The organism is Streptomyces sp. NBC_00631 (assembly GCF_045206895.1).
Classification (GTDB): Bacteria; Actinomycetota; Actinomycetes; order Streptomycetales; family Streptomycetaceae; genus Streptomyces.
The window spans coordinates 1,231,868-1,251,979 of record NZ_CP107734.1 but is presented as its reverse complement, the minus strand read 5'-3'; the positions used below and the strand labels follow the sequence as shown (position 1 = coordinate 1,251,979).

Sequence of the window (20,112 nt, the reverse complement as noted above, 5' to 3'; positions counted from 1 at the left end):
CGGGTGCCATCAGCCAGTCCGGCGCGACGGCCGGCGACCGAGACGTCTTTGACAGGGGAATCCGGCTGTCAGGACGCACACCTCCGGGACTTTGGCCCAGTTCACGGCCGTGATGTCGCCGAGGTTCGGCACGGCCGGCCAGTGCCGGGACAGGATCCGGGCCGCTCCCGGATCGATCTCGGCATGCCAAACGACCGTGCCGCCGAGCACTTCCCGAACGCCGAGATCCAGACCGCCGTACCCGGAACACAGGCTCCCGATCGACGGCGGAGCCTCCGCCGAGGTCAGGTCAGCGGCCATGGCGGGGCGCCGAAGTGTAAGCGAGCCGTACTGGAACCGGGGCGGGCGGTTCCACGGGCAGGCGGTAGATCGAGTTCGTCGGTCGTGCGGGGTGGCTCAGCGCGGAGAGAACACGAGGTGGAGTGCTGTCGATCCGGTCAGCAGCACGCCGCAGCGTGACGAAGGTTTCCTGCAGCGAGTCCACGGTGAGTTCCAGCCGGTCCTGCGTGACGTCGAATGCGGACTGGCGAGCGTCGCGCAGATTCGCCGAGCCTGGAGCTTTCGCGTACCTGCGCAGGAATCCGAGCTGTTCGAAGGCTCCGGTGTAGTTGTTCATGGCGCGTCCCGCCGGGGCGGACGCGCTGGTGTAGGCGTCGATGACCGGGCCGAAGGCGAGTCCCGGATCCTTGTCGGTGGCGCGGAGGAGGACCTCGTCGGACAGGTCCTTCAGGAGTCCTGTCAGTGTGCCGAGGTGATGGGATGCGGTGGCGAGGTCGGGCAGCGAGCTGTGGGTGTACGACCGGACCACTTCAGTTCGGAGCTGCTCGAATTCCTTGGCCAGCGCGTACAGTTCGTCCTTTTCCAGGCCCGCGCGGCCGGTGCGGTCGGTCATGACGGACTCCGATGGTTGTGTCGGTCGGGAAGCGCGGCGCACGAGGCAGCGACCGGCGCAGAGGCGGCTGGGGTAGCTGTAGGGCGGCTGCGGGCCCGGGCCGCCTCGATGCGGGCGGCAGGCGGTGACGCACCCGGTCGACTGGTCGGTCGCTGCGGCTCGGGATCGGCTGTGTGCGTTCGGTGCAAGCGTCGGCGTACGTCGTCCAGCGGACCGAGAGCGTGCAGGGCGTAGCCGATCAGCCGTCCTGGGGCCAGGGCTTCGTCGTCGGCGAGCGCGCGCACCTGCCAGGCGACGGTGGCGGCTGTGCGGACGAGCGAGGCCTGGACGACCTGCTTGCCGAAATGCTCGGCCACACCGGAGAAGGACAGCGGGTCGCAGATCCTGAGAACGCGTTCGGCGTTGAGCGTCCCATCGGATAGCGCGCCCCGGCGCTGGGTCTCCCACAGCACGGTCAGCTGGTCGATGGGCTCGCTCCGGTGATGCAGGGCGCCCAGGGCACGGTAGATCTGCTGATGACCGATGTCCGCGAAGTCACCCGGACGCAGCCAGTCGACGACGTCGAGGAGTTGCTCGGGCCGGGCGCTGATGCACCCGAGGAGGAATTCCTCGTCGGCGAGAACCTGTTCGTCGACAGCTTGCGGCTGCTGGGCGGGCGACGTGATCGGCTCTGGGGGCGGTACCGGGCGCGGCTCGGTTCCCCACCGGTGAGCGAGATCGGCGAGCACGTCGGACAGGACGTGGGCGTGGTGGACCGTCTCCTCGACTCCACCGCGGACGGCGTCGGCACGCGCCGCCTGGTGGAGGCGGATGGCGTGCTGGGTGACGCTGCGGTGGATGGCGCCCTCCAGGACCATCCGCCCGTAGACGGACGCATGGGTGGGGCGCGGACATGCGGAGATCAAGGAGTGGGCGTACGACGCGGTCAGTCCACGGGCCCGGGTGCTGGCCTCTCGCACGGTGTCCGTCACCCAGGACAACGGGATCGGGTCTCCGCTCTTTGCCGCTGTGGCTGGGTGACCGTCGGCGTGGAGCTTGAGCATCGCGGCGTAGAGGGCCGCGTGTACCGGACGGTAGAAGTGATCGGGTCGTAGCCAGGGCGAGAGCTGGTCGATTTGGCCGGGATCCAGGAGGACCGAGCCCAGCACCGCCTGCTCGGCTTGCATGAGCGGAGTCACGGCTGGTCCTCGTGTACGGCCAAGCGCTCGCTGCGCAGCTTCGCGACGGCGCGGTCGGCGGCGGCCATGTCGGCGGCGAAGCGGTCCAACTCGCCAGTGAGGCCGGGGTCCGAGGCGGGCATGGCGCCAGCCGGGGTGACCAGCCACCAGCGACCGTCTCGGCGTACGGCGGGAGTGCCGGCGAGCCGCTCGGACGGGCAGATGGATGCCCAGGTTGGTACGGGGTGGGACACGGAAGCACCTCAAGAACAAGGGGGTGGTCGAGCAATGGCTCGGGGACGCGACAGGGGACGGGGACGCCTGTGCGTGCGTCTCGTGCGCGCGGCGTGCCTGGTTGGCGCTGTCATGCGGCCGGGCCGAACTCGTCGCGGTGCAGTTGCTTGGCCAGCGCGCGCTCGGTGATGGCCGCGGTCGCCTGGGCGGAGGCGGCGCCGAGCCGGTCGGCGTCCGGCTCGCGATACCAGGGCTTGAGCTCCAGGAGGGCGGGGCGCACGCCGGTGGCCAGCAGCAGTGCGGAGCCCTTGGGTAGGGCCCGGATCGCGTCTGCCGGCAGCACCCGCTCCTGACGCATCGACACCGACGTGGACTTGCCCGACTCGCTGGTGGACACGGAGACGGTGCGTACGTCGTGGTCGCCTACGAGGCGGGAGAGCTTGTCCGCGAAGTCGGCGTCGTCGATGCCGGAGCCGACCAGTTTGATCGTCGCGGCGGACCACAGGGCGTCCATGCCGGCCTCGCCCCAGACCCGGACACCCTGGCGGTAGGACTGCAGGATCGTGATCGGGATGACGCCCCGGGACCCGAGGTGGGAGTAGAGGTCCGGGAGGTCCGCGATCTTGCAGACGTTGGCGGCCTCGTCGAGGATCGCGAGCAGCGGGGCGTCGAGGCGCCCGCCGTCGCGCTCGGCCTGGACGACAGCCGCGCGCATCACCGCGTCGGCGGCTACGGCGATGATCGCCGAGGCGGAGCCGCCGCCGTCCTTCGACAGCAGGAACAAGGTGTCCTTGCTGGTCGCGAACGCCTCCGGTTGGAACTTCCGTACCTTCTCCAGGCCGTTGGGAGGGGTGACCCAGGCGGCGATGCCCGGGTCGAGGAGGCAGCTGGCGTACTGCCGGGCGGTCTCGAAGATGCCGTCGCGGGTCTCGACGGCTCCGGCCACGGTGCCCTGGAGCTGGGCGGCGACGGCGTCGAGGCCAGCGTCCTGGAGAAGGTCGATGGGGGTGCGGTCGGCGGGGGAGGCGAGCCAGGCCAGCACGTCGGTGATCGGCCGGTGGTCGCGTGCCGCGGCGAGGAACAGCGCGGTGAGGGTGTTGGCGGCGGCGGTGGACCAGAAGTCGCCCGCGTTGGACTCGTCCACCGAGGCGGTCACGAAGTGCCCGGCCAGCCGACGGGCCCCGGCGAGATCGTGGGCGTCGGCGAGGATGTCCCACCACATGGTCTGCGGGGCGTGGGCGATCTGCTGCGGGTCCAGGGTCCACACCGTGCCCACGCGGGAGCGCTCGTCGAGGGTCGCGGTGTAGGCGTCGCGGGCTGCCTTGTTCGAGGTCAGCAGCACTGGACCGGGGGCGCGGAGAATCGCGGGGATGGCAAGTCCCGAGGTCTTCCCGGAGCGGGGCGCCATGATCGCGAGGAGTACGTCCTCCCAGGACGAGCGGATCTCGGTGGCTCCCGGTTTCAGCGTGCCGAGAAGTACGCCGCGGTCGTCCGGGGTGACGTCCTTGGGCTTGGTGCCTTTCAGGCTGGTCCGCAGGTCGATGGCCTTCGCGGCGATCTTCTTGGGCATGAGGTCGGCCAGGTCGCGCTGATCGGCCAGTCCGCTGGGGTTCCGGCGAAGGCGCAGCCACAGCCGGCCGCCGAGGATGGCCGCGGCGGTGAGCGTGGCAGCGGGCAGCAGGTAGCAGCTGGTGAGGATGGCGGGCCGGGCGAGATGGGGCCAGAGGAGATCGGGGTGCAGGAGCGCGCTGGTCGGCTGGAAGGCGGCCCAGGGATCGGAGCCGACCAGGGCGTTGGCGAGATTGCCGAACAGCCAGGCCAACGAGCCTCCCGCCATGCCGAGAGCGGCGATGCCGATCAGGAGGTAGAGGAGGAAGTCGGTGCCGGTGGTGGTCGAGGGCGAGCTGGTTCGCGGAGATGGCAAGGCGGGATCCAGAGGGGTGCGGACCTACGGGTGGCGGCGGGGCGGCGAATGGCTCTGGTGATCACGACCGGCTCCTGGCGGCTGTGGCGGTGAGCAGGGGGAGTTGGGCGGCGCGGCGGGGGAGCGGTCAGCGAGACCGGCCCGGCCGGGGCGTATTGGGCGGTGTGACGGAGGGCTCTTCTGCGGCGGGCGTGGCTCCGGTGCGGGGGCTCGGGGCCGTCGCGTAGTAGGTGGCGACGCCTTCCTGCCAGCTCCGCTTCTGGGGTGGTCCGAGCCTCTGCATCTGGTGGCCGGCGTCGCGCACGTCCTCGGCGAGAGAAGTGAGCGTGGCAGCGGCGTCCTCGCAGAGGTGGGACAGGTACCAGCCGTCATCGGTGTCGGCGACGTTGGCCTGCACGGCCGCGGCCTCGAAGAACTCTCCGAGGCGGACGAGGACGCCGTCGTCCGGGTCCACGACGTGCTCGATGAGGTCGGCCGCTCCCGCGTATGTCTCGGCTCCGTTGAGCTGGTCGGTCAGGGAGAGGATCTGCTGCCCGTATACGCGCGTGCCGAGGGGGTCGGTGGGCGTGGTGATCCGCGTGAGGTCGAGGCCGGGATCGAGTTCGACCTGGTAACCGACCGCGGTGAGCATCCGGGCGGCGTGGCTGGCCAGCTGATTCTCGCGCTCCTCGCCCATGTCCCAGGGCAGGCGGTACCAGAAGGAGAGCGGGGTGGTCTCGATGACGAAGCCCGCGCGCTTGAGGATGGTGACAGCCAACTCGTCCCCGCCCTCGGCGATGACGTTCCCGGTCGGCTCGCGGGTGATGACGACATGGGGCGTGGTGGACATGGAGGCCTCCGCGGGCGGGTCAGAAGTGAGGGTTCTCGGTGGGCCGATCGCCCGCGGTGGCGGCTGCCAGCAACTCGGGCAGGTCGGCGGGGTCGGCGTCGCGCTGGTCCAGCCACCACCCGGCACGCGTCAGGGGGCGCGCGGCGTCCTCGATGGCGCCCCACTCCTCCTCGCTGGTGGTGCCTTCGGCGACGAGGGCGGTGTACGCGGCGGCCATGAGCTGACGGCGGCATCGGGTCCCCCAGGCGATGGCACGGTCGGTGCCCTCCAGCGGAGGCATCCGATACCGCGCCGACCACTCCTCGGCCTCGGCCTGCTCCGCAGCCCGCTTCTTCGCGAGCCACTCGGCCTTGGACTCGGTGTCCTCGCCCTGGGCGGCGCGCCAGCAGTCGGTGCAGTCGCGCTCGGCGAGCCAGCGGGCGTAGCCGGCACGGCGGTCGGCCGGACGGTCGGAGAGATCGACCTGCGTGGTGTCTCCGCAGGTGTGGTTGGTGGTCCAGATCTTCTTGACGGCCATGAGCCGGACTCCTTCGTGGGATCGGGAGGAAGGTCAGGGCGTACGACGGGGGCTGGACGGGGCAGCCGGTGAACGGGCTGCTTCGTCCGGCGAAGTGGATTGTGCAACCGGGCGGTTCGGGGAGGACGAGAGAGCGGCGCGGGCGCGGGCGGTGTGCGTGACCGACGGGAGCCCGTACCGGGGGAGCAGCGGTACGTCGGCCAGTGCCAGCGCGCCTTCCGGGGGCACGTCCGGCATGACCGCCAGGTCGAGCTGGGCGGTGACGAGCTGATCACCGAGGAACGCGACGTGGTGGGCGATGGTGCGCAGGTGCTGGCCCAGCTCGCGGCCGTTGGCGGTGCCCAGCCGGTCGCACCAGGCGGCGGCCGTGTCGATGAACTCCTCCAAGTCCCCGACAACGCCGTGGTGTTCATCGAGGATCTGCTCCAGAACATCGGCGACATCGGCCGAGTGGCGCAGCTCATGCAGTTCCCCGGTCAAGGCGGTCAGCGACTGCCCCGGCAGCGCCTGACGTGCGGGCACCCCGTCCGACGTCGGGATCGGCGGCGGCAGCATGATGCGCGGATCGGCGGCGACCGAGAGGCCAACGTCCTGGAACTCGAGGCTGGCACGAGCCACGGCCCGTACCGCCGTGTTGTGCGGGGTGTCGTCGGCCAGCGTGTAGAGGTCGAGGGTGCCGTTGTGGCGGAAGTGGTGCTTGCGCAGCACTTCGTCGAGGAACGGGTGATCGTCCGATACGGCGGCGACCACACCGAATTCCGGGTGGACACCGAAGGCGACGTCGGGTTCGAGTTGCAGTTTCATGCTGAAGATTCCTTCGGGTTCGGATGGCCTAGCGGGCGCGGGCCGGCTGCCGGGGAGCCTGGGCCGGGCGGAAGGCCACGGTGACGTCGGGCCGCTGCAGCACTGAAGTGCTCGCGCGGGCCGGGGAGATGGCGGTGGCGGCCTGGACCCGGCGCTGCGAGGTCGCGGGAGTCGGATCGGGACGTCCGTTGCCCCGGATGTAGGAGAACGCGTCGAATGCGAGGGCTGTGCTGTCCAGCCGCGTCTCGACGTAGCGCAGATCGCCCTCGCCGTGCAGCAGTACGCCTTCGCCGGTGCGAATGTCGGTGGCGACCGCGCGCAACGTGCCGTCGGGATCGCGGACCTGGTCGTGCACGACGATCCGGGCGGCCCGGATGTCGGCGTCGAGCGCGCGGGCGGAGGAAGAGACCGCCTCCCCGGCGCCGAGGGTCACTGGGGTAGCCCGCACGTCGAGCGGATCTTGGGCAGCGATGGGTCCGATGGCGGCCTTGATGTCGTATACGGCGTCGGAGGTGACGCTGTACCGCGCGGCACGCAACGACTGAACGGCCTGCTCTCCGCGCCGCGTCAGATCACGGTCCGGCTCGGTCAGGGCGTACAGGCAGCTGCCAGGCAGTCGCTCGAAGCCGACCCGCCGCAGCATGTGATCGGCGACGTGGTTGTCGTGGGACATCGCGGCCACGACGCCGTACTGGGCGTGGTGGGCGACGGTGATGTGAGGGCGTATTTCCGCCACGAGAGGTGCACCTCGGAGAGGTCGGGGCCATGCGGAGGACGAGGATGTGGCCCGAAGACGGATTTGGTGGGGCCGGGAGTTGTGCGCTAGCGCGATCGGCGCACGCGGTCGTGCGCGAGGAGACCGGGCGGCGCCACAGTGGCGGACACCGCTGTCGTCGCGAGGCTCTGGTGGGCCGCATGAGGCGACTGGGCGCGGGCGGCCTGGACCTGCGCGGACTGCTGCGACTTGACTGGCTGGCCGCGCTCGGTTCGTGCCATCTCGACGAGCACGTCGCCGCTCTCCACCCAGGTCAGGGAGTAATGCCAGCCTTCGGCATTGCGCTGGACGACAGCCTTCGCGTACGCGGCCCCAGCGCGAGAGTGATCTGGCAGGAGCGCACCGGTGACGAACTCGAAGTCAGCCTGAACAGGCGCGCCGCCCTCCAAGGCCTCGCGTAGCACGCGAAGCCGGTACGGCCACTGCCCCTCCGCACGATCCTGCGGATCCAGGAACGGGAGCATCTCCTCGGCGTGGGCGACCAGAGCAGGGCCGTAGTTGAGGAAGGGAGCGAACAAGGCCCACATCTCCGCATCCCGTTGCTGCTGGCGCAGGTCGTAGCGCTCATCGAGCGGCCAGTGATCGGCGTCGCACAGGCTGTCGGAGATCGCGTCCCACTCGGCAAGAACTCGCTCACCGGCAGCTACCGCCACGGCGACCTGTTCAACGCGTGCCGCACGTACGGCCTGCTCGTAGCGGGGAAGTAGCCGGTTGGCCACCGCCGATGCCGCGCGCGCCGGGTCCGCGTCGACGACGATCCCGTCGGGTGCCTTGACCCGGTCCGTGACGTCACTGCCGCCCGGCTGCAAGGCGGCGACCAGAAACTCCCGTGTGCGCCGCGGGCGGTCGACGACGACCAGCTCGCTACCCGTGCCGCTGGTGAGCACGGCGTGGCGGGACAGCACGAACTGTTCGAGAGCCCACTGTGCATGGCCGTCGTCCCAGAGTCGCTCCGCAAGCGGGGACTGACCGGCGTACGCGGCGTGCTCCTGGGTGACGGCGGTCCAGGAACCGGGCAGTCGGGCGGCGAGATCCTGGGCGAACGTCGCAAGGTCCGCACGCTCGCTGGCCTTGCGGGCAGCGAGGGAGACCGGGTGGTCTGCAGAAGGAGACGCAGGAGTGCCGGCGGCGGGCGTCGGTATTCGTTCAGACATGACGCAAGCCCGATTCCTGCCGGGCGCCGAGCCGCCGGGATTCATCGAGAGCGCCGAACGGGCCTGTGGCCAGGGGGATGTAGCCGTGAGAAGCGTTGACCGTGGTGGCGCGGAGGTAGCGCTGGACGAGCCGATGCATCGCGCGGCGGATCTTGTACTGCTGAGACATGAAGGGGGACATCCTAGAAACGCTCGGAGCGGGAAGACGCGGGGGCCGGGACGTGGCGCCGGCCTCCGGAGGGCGGGATTGATCAAGGACGAGTGATCGCGCCCATCCGGGCGTCCGTGTCGAACAACTCGCGCTCCCGCGGATGCAAAAGATGTTGAGTAATGAACGATCGACCCGCCACCTTCCACAGGCCACGCCCCTTGGTGAGAGCGGAGACAGCCTGCGTCTCGACGCCGGTGAGCCCCAACAAGGCTGCGGCGGAAGCGAGTTGGTCGGCTTCCTGGCGATAGATGATCCGAGTGGAGCAGTCGGTGAGCAGGCCCTCGGCCAGGGCCCGACCCCGGGAGCCGGCATCACCGGCGGCCAGCAGGTCGCTGAGGCGGTGGATGACCATCAGGTTCGCGATGCCCAGGCCGCGGGAGAGCTTCCACTGGCTCTGCATCCGCTCCAGCAGCGCGACGTGGCGCATCACGCGCCAGGCCTCGTCGTAGATCACCCAGCGCCGTCCTCCGGAGGGGTCGGCGAGGGCGGATTCCATCCAGGCGGAGGCGCAGGTCATGGCCAGGACGAGCGCGGTGTCGTCGCCCGCGCCGCCGAGGCGGGACAGGTCGATGGACAGCATCGGCGCGCTCGGGTCGAAGGCCACGGTGCTCGATGCGTCGAACATGCCGGCCAGGTCGCCGTGCACGAGCCGGCGCAAGGCGTGGGCGAGGTCCTCGGCGGCATGCCCGAGTCGGCCGGACAGCTCGCCGAGCGCGGCATCGAGGCGCTCGGGGGAGCCGAGGACGTAGGCGACCTCGCCCAGCAGCGGCGTGGTGCCGTTGGCCTCGGCGTAGGCGACGACCTGGTCGAGCGCCACGTCAAGGGCGGTGTGCTCCATGGGGTGCAGCTCGCGTCCCAGGACCGTCTTCGCGAGCGAGCCGAGCAGCAGGAGGCGCCGCTTGCGGACCTCGGTGGTCCAGTCCTCCTCGCTGACGCCGTACGGCCGGGCGGGCGCGTCCAGGGGGTTCAGGCGCCCGGGCAGGCCGGGGCCGAGCGCGATGGTCTGCCCGCCGAGCTCCTGTGCGACGACGGTCCACTCGCCCTTGGGGTCGCAGGGCACGTAGATCCGGTAGCCGAAGGCCACGGCGCGCACCGCGAGGGACTTGGCCAGGGCGGACTTGCCCATGCCGATGATCCCGGCCAGCAGGATGTTGGGATTGGTGAAGCCTTCGAGACGCCCGTACAGGGCGAACGGGTCGTACGTGAAGGCCGCCTCCGCGTGCACGTCGCGGCCGATGTAGATGCCCTGCGCGCCGAGACCGCCCTCCGCGAGAAAGGGATAGGCCCCCGACGCGGTGGCCGTCGTTATCCGGTGGGCGGGCAGCTTGAGACGGCCACCGCGAGCGGAGGCCGGCCCGGGACGGCCAGCGGCCGGGTAGGTGGCCCGCAACTCGGGGTCGAGCCCAGGCGCGGTCGGGCGGGCTGCGGGGCGCGCGGCGTGCCGGGCCTGGTCCCGGGCGGCGGCGAACTGATGACGGGCGGTGCGCGCCGTACGGCGGTCGCTCTTGCGCGGGACGAACAGCGGGCTGGCGCTGGCGCGGGTACGAGAGGCCATGAGGGTGGTGCTCCTGATGGTCAGTGGCGGGTGAGGCCGGTGAAGGGGTCGCGCAGATCGGCCGGGGTGTGGTCACGGCGGACGCGGGTGGCGGTGGCCAGGTGGCGCTGGCACACGGTGAGTTCGGGCGTTCCCTCGGGCCGCCGGGCCCGGCATGCCTCCCGGGTCGGAAGGCGGCCGGAGCCGGGGTGTGGGGCGGTGTGGAAGGCGGCGTGGAGGTGTTCGGCTGCCTGCCACAGCCGGATTCGGCACGCCCGCAGGTGGTCGCCCTCCGCCCTGGCCACCGGGGTGGTGCGGGCGGTGTGGGCGTCGAGCAGCCCGTACAGCGCGACGACGTGGGCGTGCAGGGAGTCGAGTTCGGCACGGCCGGCGGCGATGGGGGCGACCGGCATGTTGATCGCCTGGTGGAAGTCGAGCGCGGCGGTGGCGAACGGGACGAAGTCCGGAGGCAGTTCGGGCAGGGGCTCGGTCGGCATGGGGGTGCCCTTCGGTAGAGCGCGAGTTGGTGGTGCGGGTGCGCTATGGGCGGGCGAGCGGCAGGGCGGCGTTGGTGAAGGCCTCGGCCTGCTGCCAGGTCAGAAGGCGCAGGTCGACGAGGGCGGCGACGGCGGCTGTCTCGATCGCGGCGCAGGCGGCGTTGAGCTGCTCGTCGGTGTCGGCGCTCACGGTGAGTAGGCCGGTGAGGGCGACATCGGCGTGGCCGGCGATCAGCTGGCGCTCGCGCTGCTTGATGTCGGCGTACTCGACTGAGTCCTCTTCGGAGTCGACCTGTCCCTTGCGCTGCCGCTCGGCGGCGTCCGCGATCACGGTGGCCTTGCGGCGCTGTACGTCCTTGAGTGCGGAGTCCAGTTCTTTGGGCTCGTATGTCAGGGACAGCGTGCGGCGGACACCGGAGGTGAACAGGAGCTGGTGCAGGAAGCCCGGCGAGGTCTCGATGCGCGGCCAGTTCTCGATCCAGAACGTGGAGTGGTGGGCCGAGTCGGTCTGGATCCGGTCGGCCTTCTCGATCAGGACGACGGGCCCGGCGGCAGCGGGGTTAGCCTGCGCGCGGCCGGAGGAGGACCACTGGTCCAGCGCGGCCGACGCGGCGGGGTCGTACGCGGTACGGATCACGGCGGCGATTTCGGAGGCGCCCAGCCAGTTGCCGGGTGTGAGGCCGGAGTTGCGGGCGGCCTGGTCGAAGGCGGAGGTGAGCTGGCTCAGGACAGCGAAGCCGCCGGTCAGTCCACCTCCGGCCTGGTTGATCAGTCGGCGGGCGGCCTTGAGGTCGAGGGCGAGCGCCACGTACGCCTCGTGGGGCGCGGCGGCGGGCCCGGCGGCGGCCAACAGGTCGCCGTAGATGGGGCCGGCCACTTGTGTCTGGGCGTCGCCGTGTTCGTGCCAGTAGCGGTTGAGGCCGTCGCCGGAGTCGGGCACCGTGCGCTCCAGGACCTGGACCCGGGCGATGTGGCCGGTGCGCGCCAGGGCCGCCAGCGTGCGTCCCCAGCCCGCGACGTTGTACGTCTGGGTGGCCGGGTCGAGCAGGGCGAAGGCACGGGAGGAGACCTTCACGACGGTGGTGAGGGTGCCGTGGTGCGGATCGTGCACGGCGCCGAAGCCGCCGCGAGGGGCGGAGACCACCCGCAGCGAAGCCGCGGTGCCGGGCAGTTGGAGCAGGCCCTCACGCCGTGGCCTGGTGGACGGCCGGGCGAGCCAGATGAGCTGGCCCCGGACGCTGCGCAGCGCGAACCCCGCGGCGATGGGTGCCCAGTCAGACAGCGACCGCCCGTGATGGCGGATGAACACAGCCGCCAGGATCACCGTCCACAGCGGTATGAGCTTGAGCGCGCCGGTGACGCCCGAGGTGAGCAGCACCGCGAGCAGCAGCAGCCCGGTGATGGTGACGACGATCAGCTGAGGTGTCGAAAGGCCGAGCAGTACACCGCGCCGCGAACGGTGCGGGAACTTCACGGTGGCCGGGCCGTCGGAGGGGGAGGTGTTGGAAAGCATGGCGAAGTCGTCCTTGGAACATGGAGAGAAAGAGGAGTCGAGGCGGCGAGGGCGGGGTGGGCGGCGCCGGACGCGACATGCGCCGCCCACCCCGTCGGGCGAGGACTACGAGCCCGATCCACCCGGCGGCGTGGGGTAGACCCACCGCTGTGGTGTGGCACCACCCTGGGGAGAGGGCCCACTCGCCGTCGACGGTCCGGCGCGCCTCGGTGTCGGCGGGTCCAGATGCGTGACCTGCGGCTGCCCGACGGAGGCGCCCTGAGGCGTCGGCCCGGAGGAGACCGGCGCTGCATCGGCCGCCGTCCCATGGCCAGGGCGCTGGATCAACGGCTGACCGCGGTCACCGTCCGCTGGAGGCCGCCGGATCAGGGCAGTGCCCTTGTCGCCTGTGGCGTTCTGGTCCTCGCCGAAGCGGAAGTGGGTCTGCTTCGGCTTGCTGGTGCCGCCCGATCCGCCGGTCGGGTCGATGCCGGACGCGACGCCACCCGATCCCTGGCCCGGAACTTTCGCGGGACCCTGCGGGGCAGGCATACCGGTGCCGACCTGCATCGCGAGCTGACCCGCGGTCTTCGCCGCACCAGCGGCCACCGCCATCCCGGCGACGCCCGTTCGGTGCAGATCGTCTTGACCGCCGCCGTCGGCAGCCCAGTGCACGAACTTGTACGTCGCGTAGGGGCACAGCATCACCAGGACCATCACTACGATGCCCGCCATCGCGTCCGACAGAGCGGAGAGCCCGTCGGAAGCGTCGCTCTTGCCCATGGCCGAGACACCCAGCAGGAACACGATCGTCATGAGCAACTTGCTGACGACCAACGTGCTGGTCGCCTCGATCCAGCCTCGCCGCCAGCGCCGGGCCACCTCCCAGCCGCCGCCGGCGCCAGCGAACACTGCGAGCGTCACCAGGACCAGGATGCCGACCTTGCGGGCGACCATCACCGTCCAGTAGAGGAACGCGCCGATCGCGCACCCGAGGCCGACCATGGCTGGGATGGCCCAGCCCAACTCGTACATCGTGCCGAGGTTGTTGACCTCGATGATGCGGCGTATCGAGTCGTCGATCGACGTGTTCGCCGCCTGGAACAGCCCGGCGGAGAGTGCGTCGACCACGGTCAGCGCGACCGTGGTGCAGGCGATGGCCGCGAACGCGAACAGGACTCCCGCCACCGTTCCGGTGACCGCCTGTACGAGAGCACGTTCGTCACGGCGCCAGGCCGCGCGCATCAGCTGGAGACAGAACGTGGCGACGGTCAGGACGAGGCCTATGGGCAGCAGCAGTTCGTAGTTGTCGCGGAACCACTCGGCGTTGAGATCGACGGCTGTGGTCTTGTCGACGGCCGTCGCGGCGAGGGCGGCGGCGGACTGGGCGAGTTCGCCCATCGACTTGGCGATCCAGGCGCCGATGCCGTCGGTGATCGCCTCGCCGGTCGAACCGACGACGCCGCCGACGGTGTCGCACACTGTGCTCATCAGGGGAAGGTCACAAGCCCCCATGAGGGCACCTCCTTTCGGGGATTGGGGGCGGTCAGGGCGCGACGCTCGGGAGCACGCCGATCAGGGTGCAGGCCTTGTCGGGGCGGCACTGGACGGCGAGCGTCGTGGAGCGGGACTCGGCTCCGGCCCCGGAGCCCTTCCAGGCGATGGCCTGCTTGCCGGTGACCGTGACGGCGTAGACGTACGCCTCGGTGATCGCGCCGGGGTCCTGGGCTAGGGCGGTCTTGAACGCCTGCGGGAAGTGCCCCTCGCCGACCGTGGCGGTCGCGCGCTGACGGTTGTCGTGCATCCGCGACCACAGCACCGGGCTGGGCACCTGATCGGAGACGGACTCCCAGTCCGCGTACTTCTTCTCACTGGTCATCCACCGCCTGAGCCCAGCCACGTATTCGGTCCGGGAGAAGGACCGGGTGTCGTACGTCCACAGGACCTTGGTGGCCACCTTGGCGAAGGCGATCGGATCGCTGGTCCGAGGCGGTGACGCGACGGCCTCATGCTCGCCGTCGGTCGCCTCCGGCGAAGCCGCCCGGGGCGCGGACTTCGACGTCGCGGGGGGCCGCGCCGAGGCCGGGTTCTCCGCGCGGGTCAGATACGCGAGGAGACCGGCGACGGCCAGGAGCATGGCGAGCACGAGGCCGCCCAGCAGGACACGGCGCAGGACAGAGGAGGGCGCCCCGTACGAGCGCTCCTGGGTGTGGAGGGAACGTTTCCTCGACATTAGTGGACCTGCGTCCCCATGGCTGAGAAGAACGCGACGATGCCGTTGGCCGCCCCGAGCAGCAGCGCGCAGCCGGCGGCGATGACCGTCCCCTTCTTCCCGTTCGCCTCGGCTTGGTGCCCGCCGCTGTGGTGACCCCAGGCCCAGACCATGGCGGAGATGGCCAGGGCGCCCACCACCGCGATGATCCCGAAGAGGTTGATCGAGGAGACGATGTTCTTCAGCACGCTGAGGCCGGGGAGCCCGCCCTCCTTCGGTGTGATGCCGGGGTTGTAAGCCAGGAACTGGGCGTGCTGCATGAGCTTCAAGTGGAACTCCAGATAGTTTTTGGGCGTGCGGAAGCCCGGAAGGGCGAAGCGAGTGAGGGGAGGAAGAGAGAGGAGGAACCGGTCAGACGACTCGGCGGGCGGCGACGATGTCGGCACGCCAGCTGGCGAGGGTCGAGATCTTGACCACGTCCCCGGTATGCGGCGCCTGCAGGACCAGGCCCTGGCCGATGAACATGCCGACGTGTTCCGGCGCTGCGGCGGTGCCGCGGGTGAATAGAAGATCGCCCGGCTTGAGGGCGTCGACGCTGACCGCCTTGCCCTCCTTGACCTGCGTGTACGTGGTCCGGGAGAGCGAGATGCCGCCAGCCTTGTAGGACGCCTGCATCAGGGACGAGCAGTCACAGCGGCCCATCGGATCCTGGCCGTGCGGGGCAGTACACGAGCCGCCCCACTGGTACGGCGTGCCGAGCTGGCCAAGCCCCCAACGGATCGCTGCACGAATCGACTTGGGCGCGCCGGACGGGATCTTGTAGCTGGCAGGTACGGACCCTGCGGGAATCGAGCCGAACTCGGTTGCGTCCGAGTCCGTTCCGCAGGTGGAGACCGATGAGGCGGCCACCTGCTCGGACGTACCGTCGGCGCCGCTGTCCCCGTCGGAACCGTCCTTCTGCGACAGCGACTTGGCGATGGCCTTCTGCAGGGCGGAGGCCAGCGGCTCCCACTGAGCGTACGCCTCCGGGTAGCCGCTCTTCTGGACGGCTTGCGCGGCCTGGGCGACGGTCATCGACTGCCGGCCCGAGACCTTGAGCAACGCCTCGTAGAACTTCGTCGAGGCGTACACCGGCTGACGGATCTCCGCCGCCGAGCCCCAGCCCTGGCTAGGACGTTGCTGGAAGAGGCCGAGCGAGTCCCGGTCGCCGTAGTCGAGGTTCCTCAACCTCGACTCCTGCAGAGCCGTGGCCAACGCGACGACCTGTCCCCGCGCCGGCACCTTCATCGCCACGCCGGTCGCCTGGATCGTCGCGGCATTCGATATCTGCACCTTGGGCTCATCCAGCCCCGAAGCGAAAACGGAGACTTTGCCGCCACCCTTGAGGATGGACTTCACCTGCTTCGCGACCGCTGCACTGTCCACGGTCTGTGCACCGTCTACGGCACAGGAGGCCTGGGCGCTGCTGGAACCAGCGAGAGCAACAGCGACCGGGGCGACCAGCAGGGTCGGGCCGAGCGCCACGGCCCCGGCTATAGCGACGACCTTCTTCACAGGCGCGGTCCGAACGTCGATCGGCGGGACGGAGAACTCGGTCCCGGTGACGGGCGCGCCTGGGCATGCCGCATCAGCAGCTCCTTACTCGTAGGCAGCGCGGCACAGGCGTTCTCGTCGAAAGGCTCCCAGCACCACGCCGGTTAGGAATTAGCAGTTCCTAGGGGAAGCTGAGGCCAGGGCCGGGAGCTGTTAACTCCCGGCCGCTGGCCCCCTCATGGGAAAGCGGCAGCCAGCCGCGCTCGTAATCTCACGTGCCGCATTGAAAGTGCCCTCCGCCCTGATGGAAGTTATCCAGTGAAGTGCCGGGAACGCTGTCCTTTGGGCGGGACGGCATGCATGGGCACAGCTCAGCAGGGACGGGACCGGAGTCCGTCCTGCGAACACGGCGAGACTGTAAGGACGGATTCCGGCCGCGCCAAACGGCCCGAGCCTCGGGCGGTTTCGGGCCGTCGAGCGGAGGGTCGCCTCATTGGGTGTGGCCGGAATTCGCGGTTAACCTCCAGCGCATCGCCCGCACTGACGGCTGCTTCAGCAGTTCAGCGGAGCGACCCATGCCGACATACGCAGCCCTCCGGGATCGGAGAGAACGCGCGTATGCCCGCCCTGCTGAAAGAGAGAACCGCGCAATGCCGTACACCCTGTACCGAGGCGACGCGCTGACCGCCCTCGCCGGCATCCCCGACAACAGCGTGGATGCCGTGATCACCGATCCGCCCTACAACAGCGGCGGCCGTACGAGCAGCGAGCGCACCGGCCGTTCCGCGCGCGCGAAATACACGTCGGCCGACGCCGTGCACGACCTCGCCAACTTCCCTGGAGAGAACCGCGACCAGCGCTCGTACGGATTCTGGCTCACCCTCCTGTTGACCGAGTCCTACCGTGCGACAGTCGAGTCCGGCAGCGCGCTCGTTTTCACCGACTGGCGGCAGCTGCCGACGACGACCGATTCGCTCCAAGCTGCCGGGTGGACCTGGCGGGGCATCGCGTCCTGGCACAAGCCGGTCTCCCGGCCGCAGAAGGGCCGGCTCAAGCAGTCCTGCGAATACATCGTGTGGGGAACCAAGGGACCTGTCGACGCCAACCGCAACCCCGTCTACCTGCCTGGCCTCTACACGGCGAGCCAGCCCAGGAAGGGACGCGTGCACATCACGCAGAAGCCTGTGGAAGTGATGCAGGAGCTGGTCAAGATCTGCCCGCCAGGCGGAACGGTGCTGGACCCCTTCACCGGTTCCGGGACGACCGGTGTTGCCGCCTTGCGAGAAGGCCGCCAGTTCGTTGGCGTCGAGCTCTCAGAGCACTACGCCGACATCGCAGAACAGCGGCTGCGAGGCGCACTGAACCGGGACGACTTCAAGCTCGCCGGGCCAGAGGAGTGAATGGGAGAAGCCCAGAGTACGGGCACAGATCTCAGAGAGGTGTGGCCGTCCCACCAAAACGGCGGGACGGCCACACCTCACGTGCGGGTGTCATCCAACGTCAATGCTCCCCTGGATGAGATCGGTAGCCCGTACGAAATCCTCGCGCGAGCCGATCCTGATCTCGACGCCGCCACGGATTCCCAGGACCCCCACGCCTCGCATGTCCCTGGAGAATCCGCTGTGCAGCTCCACCGTGTCCGGATCCAGCTTGAGGTTGACCACGAGCAGCTGGTTGCGTGGCTGCAAGCGCACCGTGGCTACGTTGTTGATCCGCCGGTATGCGATGTAGTGGAGCTGCGGCTCCTTGCGTATATCCGGACGTGACAACAGCAGTTCGTCGAGGTCTGCGTACAGGTTCTTCAGACCCTCGGGCGACTCCTCAAGGTACTGCTGGACCGACTTCGGCGCAGTAGACGCAGCGCGGACCGAACCCGATGTTCCTCCCCGTGGCGAAGTGCGGGTCCCGCCGGTCGAGGCGATGAGCTGGAGCGTGAGTACATCCTCGAAGACCCGGTACGTCACGAGGTCGATCCGGTGGCTGATCATCTCCACCGCCACCGTGTCGTGGTGGGTGAAGGCTCCGGCGACGCAGACGATCCGGGGGGCGCTCCAGTCGATCTCTCCCGCAGCCTGGTCGCCGACCTTCTCCCGGGCAAGACTCTCGAATTCGTGGTGGTGATCCTGGAGCCACCACAAGTATGAGAGCCCCTGGCTCATGACGTTCTGATCGCGGTTTCGCTTGTACTCGACGATGACTGGCGAGCCGTTCTCGTCCAGGCCGAGGGAGTCGATCCGGCCCCCGTGATGGCCGGTGCGGTACTCGGTAGCCAGAAACCGGATCCCCAGCATGGCCTCCATGTTGCCCTCGATCAGCCGCTGCAGCTCCACCTCCACCCCAACGCCCGCTCCCGGCACTTCTGTGACCTGCCCGCCTCTCATCCTGAAGACCTTCAGGTTGCTCACGGTCCTCCCCTGGCCTCGCCTTGATCAATGGAAGGGGAATCGAAGCCACGAGGCGTTTATTCCACGCTCCAAGGAACCAACGTGCTCCTCAACCGTGCAGGAGCCGAGTAGGCAAGCCAAGATCGTCAGGATCGCCGCGCCCACTTTCTGTGCGATGCATGGTGGGCCTCTTCCGCCGGACGACCTTCTGAGCGGGGACGCCGCGTCGAATGAACCAGGGCACGGTGGCCCCTGGTGGCCCTAGGTAGGGTCGTTACATCGGACCAGGAGGGGAGCCGCATGACGAGCGACACTGTGGTGGCGCAGACGACTATCGATGACGAGGCCAAGGCAGCGGAGCTGGCGCGAGGCGCGGTCGAGAACCGACTGGCCGCCGGCGCCCACATCGACCCTCCGCTGACCGCGGTGTATTGGTGGAAGGGTGAGATTGAGACCGCCCGCGAGTGGCGGATTTCGTACAAGACGACTACTGATCGCCTCCCGGAGCTTGAAGCGTGGGTGGCGCAGGAACACACCTATGAGGTTCCAGAGGGGGTCGTCCTGCCGATTATCGGGGGTTCTCCGGCCTCAGACCGCGTTTGAGATCTGCCGTGGCCCGTTGGAGGTGTGGTCGTTGAGCATGCCGTGAGCAGTGCTGGGGGTGGGTATCCGTCGGACTTGACGTACGAGCAGTGGGCGTTGGTGGAACCGTTGCTGCCGCCCGCGAGGGTGGGGCCCAAGGGCGGGCGGAGGGAGAAGCATCCGCGGCGACGGATCGTGGACGCGATCTTCTATGTCGTGCGGACCGGCTGCGCTTGGCGGCAACTGCCGAAGGACTTCGCGCCGTGGCCGACGGTCTACTGGTACTTCACGTGGTGGCACGACGACGGCACGGTCCAGCGCATCCACGATGCCCTGCACCGCCAGATCCGCGAAGCCGATGGCCGCAACGTCGAGCCGAGCGCAGGCCTGATCGATTCGCAGTCTGTTCGTACTGCCGACACCGTTCCCGCCGCCACCAGGGGATTCGACGCGGGCAAGAAGGTCAAGGGCCGAAAGCGGTTCATCGTCACCGACACTCTCGGCCTGCTGCTGGCCGTGCACGTCGTCGCGGCCAGTGTCCAGGACCGCGACGGCGCCCGCCGACCGCTGTTGTGGACCCGCCTCGACCATCCAGGTGTCAAAAAGATCTGGGCGGACCAGGGCTTCGCCGGCCGACTGGTCGATTGGACCACCACCGTGCTCGGCCCCGATCTGGAGATCGTCCGTAAAGACCCCGACCAGCAGGGGTTCCAAGTCCAGTCGAAGCGGTGGGCGGTAGAACGCACCTTCTCGTGGATCACCGCCCACCGACGCCTGGCCCGCGATTACGAGACCAGTCCCGCCCGCTCCGAGACGATGATCCGCTGGGCGATGATCGGCATCATGGTCCGCCGCCTGACCCGAGTGGGGCCGGTATCCCGGGCACGTCGACGCCCGTTGACCCGAACTTCGGCCTGATATCTAGGCGCGGGACAACATCAGTCCAGCTCACCTTCGTCTCCGATGAGCAACGTCACCATCGCTTCGAGGCGCTCGTCGCTGACCTGCGGAACAGTCCAGTCCTTGCTACGCGCGTGCTCGATGAACGCCGGGTCGAGTTCCACGTGATAGCGCCCCACGTAGTGGGCCAGGTCGGAGTACCACAGCCAATGTCCGTCTGTGAGCAGGTGCAGCCCTCCGATGAACGCCCCAGTCTCGCTCAGCACGTCAGGCACAGCTGAAGGCGTGGCGACCAAGGCCGTACCGGCGCGCAGGTACCGAACCAGATCGCCTTCATACCCCGGCGCAGCCATGCGCGCTGCAGCTCGGATCGACGGCCCGTCCGGACTGCCGTACTCCAGCTCCCTGAAGCCGCCGAGGAAGGGGAACTTGTCGAAGCTCACCTGGCCGAGCCTAGAACACCCTCCGAGAGGCCACCGAA

Annotated in this window: 23 protein-coding genes; 3 read left to right on the top strand and 20 right to left on the bottom strand. The window is 69.4% G+C overall.

From position 1 onward, the window contains the following. Window positions 1–9: 9 nt before the first annotated feature. The 18 genes from OHB00_RS05915 to OHB00_RS05830 all read right to left on the bottom strand — a co-directional run bounded on the left by OHB00_RS05915 (window position 10) and on the right by OHB00_RS05830 (window position 15,786). Window positions 10–300 carry a DNA cytosine methyltransferase gene (locus OHB00_RS05915; protein WP_406431952.1) on the bottom strand — a complete coding sequence of 97 codons (291 nt, stop codon included), beginning with the start codon at window positions 298–300 and terminating at the stop codon, window positions 10–12. Next, window positions 290–892, bottom strand: coding sequence for a hypothetical protein (locus OHB00_RS05910; protein WP_406431951.1), 603 nt, complete (start codon window positions 890–892; stop codon window positions 290–292). The genes OHB00_RS05915 and OHB00_RS05910 overlap by 11 nt, the downstream gene beginning before the upstream one ends. Next, the gene (locus OHB00_RS05905; RefSeq protein ID WP_406431949.1) at window positions 889–2,070 is read right to left on the bottom strand and encodes a DnaB-like helicase N-terminal domain-containing protein; all 1,182 of its coding nucleotides are present in this window, start codon (window positions 2,068–2,070) and stop codon (window positions 889–891) included. Before OHB00_RS05905 ends, OHB00_RS05910 begins: the two co-directional genes overlap by 4 nt. Then, window positions 2,067–2,303, bottom strand: a complete 237-nt coding sequence (locus OHB00_RS05900; protein WP_406431947.1) for a hypothetical protein — start codon at window positions 2,301–2,303, stop codon at window positions 2,067–2,069. Before OHB00_RS05900 ends, OHB00_RS05905 begins: the two co-directional genes overlap by 4 nt. Before the next feature lie 110 nt (window positions 2,304–2,413). Next, complete coding sequence (locus OHB00_RS05895) at window positions 2,414–4,207, bottom strand: type IV secretory system conjugative DNA transfer family protein (RefSeq protein ID WP_406431945.1); 1,794 nt, start codon at window positions 4,205–4,207, stop codon at window positions 2,414–2,416. Between the two features lie 127 nt (window positions 4,208–4,334). Next, on the bottom strand, window positions 4,335–5,036 hold the full coding sequence (locus tag OHB00_RS05890; RefSeq protein WP_406431943.1) for a hypothetical protein: 702 nt from the start codon (window positions 5,034–5,036) through the stop codon (window positions 4,335–4,337). A 19-nt stretch (window positions 5,037–5,055) separates the two neighbouring features. Beyond that, on the bottom strand, window positions 5,056–5,553 hold the full coding sequence (locus tag OHB00_RS05885; RefSeq protein ID WP_406431941.1) for a hypothetical protein: 498 nt from the start codon (window positions 5,551–5,553) through the stop codon (window positions 5,056–5,058). 33 nt (window positions 5,554–5,586) lie between these two features. After that, window positions 5,587–6,357: a hypothetical protein gene (locus OHB00_RS05880; protein WP_406431940.1), complete on the bottom strand. Its 771-nt coding sequence runs from the start codon at window positions 6,355–6,357 to the stop codon at window positions 5,587–5,589. Window positions 6,358–6,385: 28 nt separating this feature from the next. Continuing rightward, a complete protein-coding gene (locus OHB00_RS05875) occupies window positions 6,386–7,093 on the bottom strand; it encodes a hypothetical protein (RefSeq protein WP_406431938.1) in 708 nt (235 codons plus the stop codon). An 86-nt stretch (window positions 7,094–7,179) separates the two neighbouring features. After that, window positions 7,180–8,286, bottom strand: a complete 1,107-nt coding sequence (locus OHB00_RS05870) for a hypothetical protein (RefSeq protein WP_406431936.1) — start codon at window positions 8,284–8,286, stop codon at window positions 7,180–7,182. Next, window positions 8,279–8,455 (bottom strand): hypothetical protein, encoded by a 177-nt coding sequence (locus OHB00_RS05865; protein WP_159058896.1) that lies wholly within the window; start codon window positions 8,453–8,455, stop codon window positions 8,279–8,281. The genes OHB00_RS05870 and OHB00_RS05865 overlap by 8 nt, the downstream gene beginning before the upstream one ends. 82 nt (window positions 8,456–8,537) lie before the next feature. Then, complete coding sequence (locus tag OHB00_RS05860; RefSeq protein ID WP_406431934.1) at window positions 8,538–10,052, bottom strand: ATP-binding protein; 1,515 nt, start codon at window positions 10,050–10,052, stop codon at window positions 8,538–8,540. A 20-nt stretch (window positions 10,053–10,072) separates the two neighbouring features. After that, the gene (locus OHB00_RS05855; protein WP_406431932.1) at window positions 10,073–10,528 is read right to left on the bottom strand and encodes a DUF6238 family protein; all 456 of its coding nucleotides are present in this window, start codon (window positions 10,526–10,528) and stop codon (window positions 10,073–10,075) included. A 43-nt stretch (window positions 10,529–10,571) separates the two neighbouring features. Then, a complete protein-coding gene (locus OHB00_RS05850) occupies window positions 10,572–12,041 on the bottom strand; it encodes an SCO6880 family protein (RefSeq protein ID WP_406431930.1) in 1,470 nt (489 codons plus the stop codon). A 105-nt stretch (window positions 12,042–12,146) separates the two neighbouring features. After that, window positions 12,147–13,535 carry an ATP-binding protein gene (locus OHB00_RS05845; protein ID WP_406431928.1) on the bottom strand — a complete coding sequence of 463 codons (1,389 nt, stop codon included), beginning with the start codon at window positions 13,533–13,535 and terminating at the stop codon, window positions 12,147–12,149. 31 nt (window positions 13,536–13,566) lie between these two features. Next, window positions 13,567–14,253 carry a hypothetical protein gene (locus tag OHB00_RS05840; RefSeq protein ID WP_406431926.1) on the bottom strand — a complete coding sequence of 229 codons (687 nt, stop codon included), beginning with the start codon at window positions 14,251–14,253 and terminating at the stop codon, window positions 13,567–13,569. Further along, window positions 14,253–14,552, bottom strand: a complete 300-nt coding sequence (locus OHB00_RS05835) for a DUF6112 family protein (RefSeq protein ID WP_406445626.1) — start codon at window positions 14,550–14,552, stop codon at window positions 14,253–14,255. Before OHB00_RS05835 ends, OHB00_RS05840 begins: the two co-directional genes overlap by 1 nt. Before the next feature lie 91 nt (window positions 14,553–14,643). After that, window positions 14,644–15,786: a C40 family peptidase gene (locus OHB00_RS05830; protein ID WP_406431924.1), complete on the bottom strand. Its 1,143-nt coding sequence runs from the start codon at window positions 15,784–15,786 to the stop codon at window positions 14,644–14,646. 629 nt (window positions 15,787–16,415) lie between these two features. On the opposite strand from OHB00_RS05830, the gene OHB00_RS05825 reads away from it, so the two are divergent. Continuing rightward, on the top strand, window positions 16,416–17,165 hold the full coding sequence (locus tag OHB00_RS05825) for a DNA-methyltransferase (RefSeq protein WP_406431922.1): 750 nt from the start codon (window positions 16,416–16,418) through the stop codon (window positions 17,163–17,165). 90 nt (window positions 17,166–17,255) lie between these two features. Here the strand turns inward: OHB00_RS05825 and OHB00_RS05820 are convergent, their stop codons facing one another. After that, on the bottom strand, window positions 17,256–18,170 hold the full coding sequence (locus OHB00_RS05820; RefSeq protein WP_406431920.1) for a transporter: 915 nt from the start codon (window positions 18,168–18,170) through the stop codon (window positions 17,256–17,258). Window positions 18,171–18,449: 279 nt separating this feature from the next. On the opposite strand from OHB00_RS05820, the gene cutA reads away from it, so the two are divergent. Beyond that, window positions 18,450–18,752, top strand: a complete 303-nt coding sequence (cutA, locus tag OHB00_RS05815; protein WP_406431918.1) for a divalent-cation tolerance protein CutA — start codon at window positions 18,450–18,452, stop codon at window positions 18,750–18,752. Window positions 18,753–18,794: 42 nt separating this feature from the next. Beyond that, on the top strand, window positions 18,795–19,649 hold the full coding sequence (locus OHB00_RS05810; RefSeq protein ID WP_406431916.1) for an IS5 family transposase: 855 nt from the start codon (window positions 18,795–18,797) through the stop codon (window positions 19,647–19,649). 20 nt (window positions 19,650–19,669) lie between these two features. On the opposite strand, the gene OHB00_RS05805 is transcribed toward OHB00_RS05810, so the two are convergent. Further along, the gene (locus OHB00_RS05805; RefSeq protein WP_406431914.1) at window positions 19,670–20,074 is read right to left on the bottom strand and encodes a hypothetical protein; all 405 of its coding nucleotides are present in this window, start codon (window positions 20,072–20,074) and stop codon (window positions 19,670–19,672) included. Window positions 20,075–20,112: the final 38 nt, after the last annotated feature.